A 10,010-nucleotide genomic window follows, 5' to 3' on the forward strand; every position below is an offset into this window, starting at 1 on the left:
CATGGCACAACAAGAAAGGTTCCTGCAGAAGTTTTCAAGCAGGAGCGTGACTATCCCACAGACGCGCCCAGGAAAACATAAGACAACGCCGCGCAGTCCTGGAATGCTGTGTTTCCAATGGCGACAATATTTCCATCCAGTACAATCTGCGTCAAAGACGAACAACCAGAAAAGCATTGCCACGGGATTTCTGTCAAACCTGTGCCAAATGTCACAGCAGTCAAAGAGGCGCAACTGTAGAAGCTGCCCTTACTGAGTTCTGTCAGACTGTCTGGCAGAAGCAGTTCCTGCAACGATGTGCAATCCCGGAAAGCAAACTGTCCGATGGAAACAAGACCTTCCGGGAACGAAATACCTGTCAATGCTGTGCAGCCATAAAATGCAGAATCTCCGATTTTTGTCAGATTCCGGGAAAGATCCATATGGGTCAGACTGCTGCAGTTCTGGAATGCCGATGCACCGATACTGGTCACACTGTCCGGCAAGACAAGAGATGAAAACTGACAACCGGAAAAAGCAGAAGCGTTAATGGAAGTCAGGTTTTCAGAAAAGCGGATAGTTTCCGCAGCAGTCCCCTGAAATGCATATCTGCCAATTCTGGTTACACTATCTGCCATGTATATGTCTTTCAGAGCGTACAAATTGTAGAACGCGTAATCCCCGATGGAGGTAATTCCGTCCTGCACCTGTACTGCTGTGATTTCCGACAAATAGTCATGCCACGGCGTATCCATGGACATTTCCGTTTCGTGGGGCTGCACAAGCGGATCGGGATTGGTGTAGGTTTCGTAAAAATCATCAATGGCGGCAGTGGTTGCTCCTTCCTTCGGCGAAAGGAGCAGAGTGTGATCTGCGGTCACCGCCCAGTGAATCTGGTTATAATCGCCTTCGGATAGAACAAATTCCGTTGCAGAAGCCATCATATCGGACAAGATGTTTTCTGTAGAAGAAGTAACGATATCTGTTTTCAAAACGTTTTCTGCACTACTATCTTTAAATATAGCTACTCGCTCTAACAGCAACAAAGACATAACTCCTGCAAGTGTTCTTGCAATTTTTTTATTCATCTATTCTCTCCTTGTTCTCGAAAATTATTTACATTTTCCCAACAGAAACATTGCTGCTAGAGAATACTATGCAATCTCCAATATCAGAGCAAATTGTGTCAACTGAAAAATGAGCAGCTATACTGCTGCAAACATTTCTGCTATCATCACAATAATTGCTCGAATATGATAAACACAATGTTTTTTTCATCCAATCTCTTAGAATCTGTCTTCAAAAGAAATGCATACTGCTGTAAACAAAATAGCCTCTATCAATATTCCAATTAAAAGCATCGTCCCTACACACAAAAATGTTGAGGCAACACCGCACAAAGAACGCCTAGCGACTTTGCACGTCATATGTCTGCTTATTTTCCGTCATTTTTTATAAAAATGCTCGTGAATACATAAATTATTCACTACGCTTTTTGTTTCATCTGACGAAAAATCTGACTGCGCATTTGACGTACAATCTTTGTACGGTATTGCCTCGAGCTTATCTGTGTTATACCATAGATACAGGATTCCATTTCTGATAATTGACTGTGCACTTGGTCTTCTATAGCTAGTCTCAAAATTGTTGCCTTACCCCAACAGCTGAGAACCAACCATGGGAGTCGGAACAGGGGCTTTAAAAACGATTTATATTATCTCATAAAATGCAGCCATTGTTCTTGTTATGCGCATATGCAAGATTGAACTTATCTTTGACCACATCATTTCACTTATCCAATACTGTCAGCCTTATGCAGCAGGAACTGGAGCAACACCGTCGCATCGGATATATCGACAATACCGTTACCATCTACATCGCCGTTGGCAGTTTGTGCAGAGGAAAGGAAAACAGAACCTGTAACTGCCTTGCCAATCATGACGGTATCGGTCAGATCGATATTGTTATCAAGGTTTACATCGCCTGCAAGCACTGCCTGTGCATCTTCTGCCGGAGACACATCGGAAATCGGAATCTCTTCCGTTTCTTTCGGTGTCCCGATCACAATTTTCAGCCAGTTTGCAGTTTCGTTGACGCGTGTTGTATCATCAGTATACGCTAAATTTTTCGGATAAACGTATGTCGGTGAACCAAGTCCGTCTTCGCTGTTTTCAAAGCCCCAAATCCGATTGTGCCGTTCTTTGCTACTGTCAAATCCCACATAATAGACACCCTCCGGTGTATCAGATGAAATGGTCACATCAAAGGAATTCAGCGCATAGGCATCCGACTTTCCCATGAACCATTCTGTTGTACTGTCCCAGCTATCCAGACTGATAATGGAGGATTCTGTGCAACTGTTTGGAATGGGCGTTCCCTCCGGCAATGTGGGGTCATAGTCATTGATGACAATATGCTCCGCTTCGTTTACAGGCATATCGTTGATGGTGTATGTCTCTTTGGATATCGCAATGCCTGTTTTGGCATCGTAATCCAGTGAAGCCACATATTCCGTTCCGTCTTTGTCGGTAAACTTCACCTGATTTTCACCAGCAGCATACAAATCTGCACCTTTAAAATTCTCGTACTGATTCTGATAAGACACCCACCGGGATGTCACATAGGATTTGTCTCCCCGATAAGAGAAGTAGGAAAAACAAGTAGGGACAAAATATGCAGTAATATTGGTATCTGCAATCGTTCCATTCTCATTCAGCTTTTCCAGTGTGAAATCCCGGTTTAATGTATCATTTCTTGTACTCGCATCCGATAAGTTGCTGAATGTAATGTACTTAGTGTCTATGCCCTCTGCATCATATCCGTCCCACGCAGTTTCCACCGATCCGAGAGTCATGTCCAAAGTATCATTGTCTTCGATAAAGATACCGGCACGGAAGGTATAATCCCCATTCTTCAGATCTTCAGTTGCGATGTAAACCGTATTTTCATGATCATCAGCTGTGTAAATTGACATATCATAGGCAAATCCATGCCCCTCCGCACTTACCGTGACACCTGTCATTGCAAGCGAACTTGTCATAACTGTCAAAGCTGCGATTGCAGCAAATGTTTGATTTGCTTTCATTTGCATTACCCCCTTACAAGCTATCTACCAAGTGCACCAGGAATTTCAGTAGCAAAAGCGAATCGTTTGTGTCAATTGTGCCATCCTGATTCACATCTGCAGCACATGACTGAGCCGCAGTGGATACTGTAACAGAACCGCTTGCCATTTTGGAAAGCAGAACTGCATCCAGAATGTCCAAAGCACCATCCTGATTTACATCGCCCATCAAAACATCTGCTTCCATCTGCATTCCTGTTTCTGCATAAACGGAAAGCTTTGCTTGATCTTCGGGTGACAGCACATAGAACTGATACAAATCGACATCTGATTCTGCAAAGTTGGCAGAAACATAATTGCTGACATCATAGCATGCAGAATATCGTGTTTTTCGATACCCAAACAGTTTCTTTACAACTGCGAAAACGTGTTCAACTTTACACCGGACAGACGACTTCTTGTGTTCAGCTTTTTTGGCGGCATACCGACCGCTTTGGGACAGCTTTTGAATAGTCGATGGTTTCCTGCAAATGAGATATTTGTCTTCTTACCTTTTTTATTTCGGGTTATTGCTTCCGGACGTTTTTGCGCTCCAATATATCCGCTGTCACCATGCAGTGTGTCCTCCTCGCCATGCATCAGACGGCTCACCGCAGTCACATCGTGGTCATTTGCAGCTGTTGTATCGACATGATGAACCAGACCACTTTCACGGTCTACGCCAATATGTGCCTTGTATCCGAAGTGCCATGTGTTGCCCTTTTTCGAGGAATGTGCTTCCGGATCACGCTCTTTCTTCTGATTCTTTGTAGATGAAGGGGCTTCAATAAATGTGGAATCTACAATTGTTCCTTTTTTCAGAATCAATCCGCGATCTGTCAGAAGCTTGACGATCTCATCAAAAATCTTTTTCTGCAAATCATGTTCTGTCAGAATGTTTCTGAATCGACCGATCGTATCGCCGTCAGGAACTTCATCCGGAGAATTGATACAACAGAATGATGTGAACGCACGACTGTCCAGAACCTCATTCATAACCTTCATATCGGCAAGATCATATAGATTCTGTAAAATGAAGATTCTCAGCATCAATTCCAGCGGGTAGGGTTTATTGCCGCGCTCTCCTTTGTAATAGAACGGCTGTACAAGTGATATGATTTCTTCCCAAGGAATAATCTGATCCATCTTCTCCAGGAATTCTTTTTTATTGGTTCTGGCTGCACCAAATTCATCATTCATTTCTGCCAGTGTCATTTGTCTGTCCATAATACTATTTTACCATACTTTTTCTCTTTTGGCAACTGTGCGGTGTTGTCTCAGAAAAGCCAATGATATTCTCAAGGATGCACTTGGTTTTTTCGCAAAAGACCGGAAGAAGTAAAGACAAGTGAACGGCACCTGTTCGTCAATGAATTTCGCTGTAAATACGGCGTGAAGGCGATATGCAGGTTTCTGAAGATAAGTGAATCAGGCTATTATCGCTGGCTCAGGAATCAGGACAAACTCGGTGCACGACAGCTTCTTCTGGTCAAAATACAGGGCATATTATCAGAGCATCCGGATAACAGGAATTACGGTGTCAGAAGAATACAGACAGCATTATCACAGCGTGGAACTCACGTAAGTCTCAGGACTGTATACAGAACTATGAACGAAGCAGGACTTGTCCACAGGCATCACAGACCTCACAGTATTACAAAAGCTGACACAGTAACACAGGACAGAGAGAATCTGATAAAGAGGGATTTCAGCGCAGAGAAGCCGCTGAAGAAGCTCCTTACTGATATCACCGAAGTGCAGTGTTCTGACGGAAAGCTCTATATTTCGCCTGTTCTTGACTGTTTCAACGGTGAAATAATTGCACTTGAAATGCGTGATAATATGAAGAAGGAGCTTTGCATAGATACTGTTAAACAGCTTCGTGAGAAGTACGGAAGGCTCGACGGAACGATCCTGCATAGCGACCGGGGCTGCCAGTATACGAGCTATGCCTTCCGTCATCCTCTTGTATCAGCAGGGCTTGTCCAGAGCCTCAGCGGAACTGCTCATTGTTATGATAATGCACGTATGGAGAGCTTTTTCGCCACATTGAAAAAGGAGAAGCTGTATCAGATGCTGACATACAAAATGAAGCGTGATGAGGTCAAAACCGTAATCTTCAGATACATCTTCGGTTATTACAATACCCAGAGAATCAACAGCTTTAATGAAGGCGGACTCCCACCTGTGGCACTCAGATCTTACAGAGAGCTTTCTCATCACGCCGCCTGATATCTGCATAATTCAGATTTTGGGTGTTTTACGACTGCACTTTTCTTGACAATTCCATTACTATCCTCCAATGAGATTTTTTATATTTTCCGGAATTGTAACTATTCAGTCCCCCAAAGCAAGCTGCCCATGGAACAGGAAGAGCAAAGTATAGAACGCAGTAATACCAGACTTAGCCGCAGTCGAAGTAAGAGACTTCAAGGTCAGAAAATCTTTAGCACCTTGTTCCGACCGAAAGGTGCCAATTACCTTACTCTTCATTTTCACCATACGAAGATCCCGTTCTGCCTGATTGTTTGTAAATGGAACGAGTGGATTATCAGCAAAACGGCAGACTTCGTCCTTGTATTTCTGCAAGCGGTCAATCAAAGAACGAATTTTTCCTTTCTTCGGTCTTCCACGCTGCTCTTTTTCTTTCTTTGGTATTGGATTCATCAGAACTGCCTTTTCCAGAATTGCATCATAATTCTTCTTCAGGTAATCCATATAGTGACGACGTGATCCAATTTCCGGATGCTGATGATAAAATTCGGCAACACGACACATTCCCAGAAGTATATCATAAATTTCTTTCGCCCATGTCTGCTCCGGATGATTCTCATAGATTCCGGTTAGTTCACGCAGCAAATGTACGCCGCACATGGCATGATCTGCTTTCGTTACCTTGAAATACGATGACCAGAAATCATGTACAACGATTCCCGTATAACCGGGAAGAAAACCAATGTCGAGCATTGCTTCTGAGCCACGTTTTTCAGATAGCGCATAGTATGTCAGCTTCGGTGTGCAGACCACATGAACCCATTGCAGTCCTGCGCTCACTCTTACTCCTGTTTCATCACAATGCACAACAGGATTTTTGTTGATTTTCTGTGGAATCGTCTCCACAATCGGCTTGGCGAGATCCGCAGCACTGTGAAGCATATTGGCGACAGTGCCAACGCTTGGTTTGATTCCTGTCAGTCCGTCTATAATCTCACAAAGGTTCTGCATTGCTACCATTCCCTTGATGTTCAGAACACATATCAATGCTTTCAGCTGATTCCCGTAAGTAACAGTACCTTTCATACCAGCTGGACGTTCTGCAACTTCATGAATGCCGTTACAGCTGCACTCCAGCATCTGATATTTGACAGTTTCTTTCTTCACAGTGATATCTACGACATAACAGGAATCGTTCACCTTCAAGTTGGCACAGCTATCCCTATTTGGGCAGTTCTTACAGTGCTCAGGATAGATTCTTTCAATACGATCCGGTTTGTCCAATACAATGCTATGTCCTTTATGTCCGGTTTGACCACCAGCCTTTTTCCCACTTTTCTTACGTAAGCTTTTGGGGGATGGTTTTTCATATCCATCCGTAGATGGCGGCTTGCTGCTGTTACGGCTATTCTGATTCAGTTTTTCCTTCAGCTCAGCGATTTCTGCTTTGGCAGATGCCAGTTCCGCTGTGAGTCTCTCGATGATTTTATTTTGCTCTGCTATGATTTCAAGTAACTCTTCATAAGTCGGCATACTGCCACCACCTCTGCTTTTTTTATCAGTATAGCATACTTATGTACTTCTTGTAAATTGACAAATGGACGATTTTTATTTCCGGCATTCTGATCTTTCAACATTGTGGATTTTCTATGCTTTTACGGGGGGTGACTGAATAGTTACCCGGAATTAAGATACTTACTATAAATTCATTTTCTTTTTCATACAAATCCATCTCACCATTTTGTTCCTCCAAGATATCCTTAATTGATTTTAGTCCCCAACCGTGATTGATCTTATCTTTCTTGTGTGTATCCAGCCGTCTGTTTTGACTTAATACCGACTCACAAATCGTATTTTTTACGATAATTCTAAAATAGCCGGCAATTTTTGAGATTGCTACACTGATCTGGGGTTCTTTTATCTGTTCATCTTCGTACTCAATTGCATTATCAATTAAGTTGAATAATATAATACTAAAATCAAATTCAAGCTCCTCCGGAACCGATACAAGTATTCGACAAAAGGTTTTTATTCCTTTTTTCTGTGCTTCACCAAATTTGGTATTGATCACAGCGTTGATAATACTACTGGAACATTCCACTGGCTCTTGAACACTGTCAATTTTTTTCTGTATAATTGCATCCGTATACGCCAACGCTTTCTCATATTTTCCCATAACGATTAATTCCCGAATGCATCGCATTTCATTTTTTAAATCATGACGCATCATAGAAATTTTCTGGTAATTCTCATTGATCTGACGCATTTCCTGTTGTTGTCGGGATAATTGCAGCTTTAACATATTTTGTTCAAGCTGCTTCTGATTTGCCAGATTCAGTTTCTGCATGAAAAGAAAAATCACACCATCTAAAACTGTAATAAGAATTACAACGAGCAAACACATATACTGGTGTTCCGGTAAAACGAGAGAGATCAAATACATTAAAGTTCCGACAAGTAAAGCAATCACAAATGCAGAGATCATGATTACCCATTCACCCGTAGAAAAATTAAATTTATTCTTCCGACGATAAATTAAAATCAATTCGGCTATCACATAATAAATCAATTTAGTCAGGATTAGGCATATAATGCGGCTGGCATCCTGTGCAACAACCAATTCTCCAATGGACACCTTTGACACATAAGAAATTATATACAGCACCGGCAAATTGATAAAGCAGAACATCAAATAACATATCACTGACAAAAATACTTTCTCAAATAGTTTTCCTTTTAAAAATACTGCTGAAAACAGCGTACATCCGCCGATCAATGTCACGATAAACAAAATATCACTGTTTAAAAGAATTGTGAAAGAATAATCAAAAACCGACAATTCCAAAAACAAGGATGCACTTTTGAGCCACCTGTTATTGGTGGATTTGTATCCAAAAAACCGGATCATCAAACGACTGATGATAAAGCACTCCACAAGCACAGCTGTCAATTCTAATGCACTCCAGATCAAATCTCATCATCCTCTCTTAAAATAATCTGAAACTGCTTTTTTATAGATGCCACATTTGATCTGCTGATAGGCAACTCGGAACCGTCACACAAAATAACCTTATCAGATAATATCTGGTGTATAGATTTTGAGTTCACAATATAGCTTTTGTGTATACGAATAAATCCCTTTTCTTTCAGCATTTTTTCAAGGACATCCATTGTATATCTGCGTGTGAATAATCGCTGTGAGTTTTTTTCTTTTGAGTACACGAAAAACAAATCGTGTCTGACGGAATAAAAATATTGGATTTTCATCAGATAAAAATTATGTACTTCTCCGGTTTCTACCTTTAATTGAATGATATTGTTTTCCTCATGCAACATCTGGCAGTATGCCTGAATGGTTTCCGCCGTATCGCTTTCTAGTGTATCCTTTTGGATAAAACGATACGGTGCGTAATGGATTGACTCGAAAACAAGATTACTATGACTGGATACAAATACAATCACTGTTTCCAGTTTTCGTTTTCTAATTTCTGCAGCTAATTGGATTCCAGAAATTCCAGGCATATCAATATCCATAAATACAATATCAAAATTGCTATTCTCAAATTGTTCGTAAAAGTCAGCGCTTTCATAAAAACATTTAATTTCCACTTCAAACTGATTATTGATAAATTCTTTTTCTACTAAATATCTGTAATTTTTAAGAAAGCCCTTTTCATCATCCACAATCGCAATTCGAATCATAAACAGTCCTCCCTATACCTAAAATGATACCATAAACGACAGCAAAAAGTCAAGCTATATTCACGAACTGCTTGTAAAATCAATCAGAAAACGATAGCATCAAAAAGAAAACGTTAGCTCCTAAAATAAAACGATAACTTGCTATCGTTTTATTTTCCCCAAAAATGACAAACAGCCACAGTGATTTTCTTTTCACTGTGGCTGTCATCGTTTGATAATTGCCGGAAAAGTGCTTATTTCTCGGCTTTTTTACAAATCGAGTAGGAGGCTACCCATTAGCTGAGTAGCCGACCTCTCACACCACCGTGCGTACCGTTCGGTACACGGCGGTTCAATAATTTGAGTGCAGTACCTTGTATCTGTGGAGTATGTCATCATACCCCACTGATGCAAGGTATTCGTTTGTTAGTGACTTATGCAGAATGTAGCTGTCAGCAATTCGCCAATAGCCTTTCCTGCTGTTCGCCCACTCCCAAGCCTTTTGTTTGTTTATGCCAAGCTTCTTTAGATTACTGAACCTTGCACTCACCTTCTTCCACTGCTTCCAATGAATATCTTCCGGCGAAACATACCGCAGATAGATCTCATAGATCTTCGTGCTGACTTCCATGTAATGTGCCATTTGCGGTGGTGCAACAATATAATCCAGTTTCAAAGACGGGTCACGATCCAGCTCTGATGCAAAGCAGGAACTGTCTGTAAATTCGTGGTATGGTTCTTTTCTAAGCCGTTCCTCATTGACTTCCCTAACCCGCTGGATCACTTCAAAAAGCCTTGCTCTGCCAGGAATACCATATTGTTTCAGAGCGGGCGTAACAGCAAGGCAGATGGTCTTCTCCGTGCGGCTCTCATCCGCTACCACAAGATTCGTATTCAGTGGGTCAAGTCCACGGTCAACACATGCAACGGATGCGTAAAAGCTTTTCAGATCGATACAAATACACTGCATATCAATCACTCCAATACGAATAGTCCTCATCCATACCAAGCATCCCCGTCAAAAATCGACTGT

General features: G+C 41.6%; 6 protein-coding genes and 3 pseudogenes. 1 reads left to right on the forward strand and 8 read right to left on the reverse strand.

What is annotated here, in order from left to right:
- Window positions 1-50 precede the first annotated feature (50 nt).
- The 4 genes and pseudogenes from Q0418_RS03155 to Q0418_RS03170 form a co-directional block, all read right to left on the reverse strand.
- Window positions 51-1,067, reverse strand: a complete 1,017-nt coding sequence (locus Q0418_RS03155) for a leucine-rich repeat domain-containing protein (RefSeq protein WP_298482157.1) — start codon at window positions 1,065-1,067, stop codon at window positions 51-53.
- 704 nt (window positions 1,068-1,771) lie between these two features.
- Complete coding sequence (locus Q0418_RS03160; RefSeq protein ID WP_298482159.1) at window positions 1,772-3,064, reverse strand: dockerin type I repeat-containing protein; 1,293 nt, start codon at window positions 3,062-3,064, stop codon at window positions 1,772-1,774.
- Window positions 3,065-3,077: 13 nt separating this feature from the next.
- Entirely contained in the window at window positions 3,078-3,362 is a 285-nt protein-coding gene (locus tag Q0418_RS03165; RefSeq protein WP_298482167.1) for a dockerin type I repeat-containing protein, read from the reverse strand.
- Between the two features lie 60 nt (window positions 3,363-3,422).
- Window positions 3,423-4,297 (reverse strand): annotated as a pseudogene (locus Q0418_RS03170) (IS5 family transposase); the annotation flags it as partial.
- A gap of 132 nt (window positions 4,298-4,429) precedes the next feature.
- On the opposite strand from Q0418_RS03170, the pseudogene Q0418_RS03175 reads away from it, so the two are divergent.
- Window positions 4,430-5,314 (forward strand): annotated as a pseudogene (locus Q0418_RS03175) (IS3 family transposase); the annotation flags it as partial.
- A 105-nt stretch (window positions 5,315-5,419) separates the two neighbouring features.
- On the opposite strand, the gene Q0418_RS03180 reads toward Q0418_RS03175, so the two are convergent.
- The 4 genes and pseudogenes from Q0418_RS03180 to Q0418_RS03195 all read right to left on the reverse strand — a co-directional run.
- Window positions 5,420-6,829 carry an IS66 family transposase gene (locus Q0418_RS03180; protein ID WP_298482161.1) on the reverse strand — a complete coding sequence of 470 codons (1,410 nt, stop codon included), beginning with the start codon at window positions 6,827-6,829 and terminating at the stop codon, window positions 5,420-5,422.
- 97 nt (window positions 6,830-6,926) lie between these two features.
- Window positions 6,927-8,267 (reverse strand): sensor histidine kinase, encoded by a 1,341-nt coding sequence (locus tag Q0418_RS03185; RefSeq protein WP_298482163.1) that lies wholly within the window; start codon window positions 8,265-8,267, stop codon window positions 6,927-6,929.
- Window positions 8,264-8,998 carry a LytTR family DNA-binding domain-containing protein gene (locus Q0418_RS03190; RefSeq protein WP_298482165.1) on the reverse strand — a complete coding sequence of 245 codons (735 nt, stop codon included), beginning with the start codon at window positions 8,996-8,998 and terminating at the stop codon, window positions 8,264-8,266. The genes Q0418_RS03185 and Q0418_RS03190 overlap by 4 nt, the downstream gene beginning before the upstream one ends.
- 547 nt (window positions 8,999-9,545) lie before the next feature.
- A pseudogene (locus Q0418_RS03195) lies at window positions 9,546-9,947 on the reverse strand (DNA methylase); the annotation flags it as partial.
- Window positions 9,948-10,010: the final 63 nt, after the last annotated feature.

The organism is uncultured Ruminococcus sp. (assembly GCF_937915125.1).
GTDB lineage: Bacteria > Bacillota > Clostridia > Oscillospirales > Ruminococcaceae > Ruminococcus_C.

Excerpts from the sequence above, each read along its gene's own strand:
- Q0418_RS03155 (WP_298482157.1), bottom strand. The coding sequence starts at position 1,067 with ATGAATAAAAAAATTGCAAGAACACTTGCAGGAGTTATGTCTTTGTTG.
- Q0418_RS03160 (WP_298482159.1), bottom strand. The coding sequence starts at position 3,064 with ATGAAAGCAAATCAAACATTTGCTGCAATCGCAGCTTTGACAGTTATG.
- Q0418_RS03180 (WP_298482161.1), bottom strand. The coding sequence starts at position 6,829 with ATGCCGACTTATGAAGAGTTACTTGAAATCATAGCAGAGCAAAATAAA.
- Q0418_RS03190 (WP_298482165.1), bottom strand. The coding sequence starts at position 8,998 with ATGATTCGAATTGCGATTGTGGATGATGAAAAGGGCTTTCTTAAAAAT.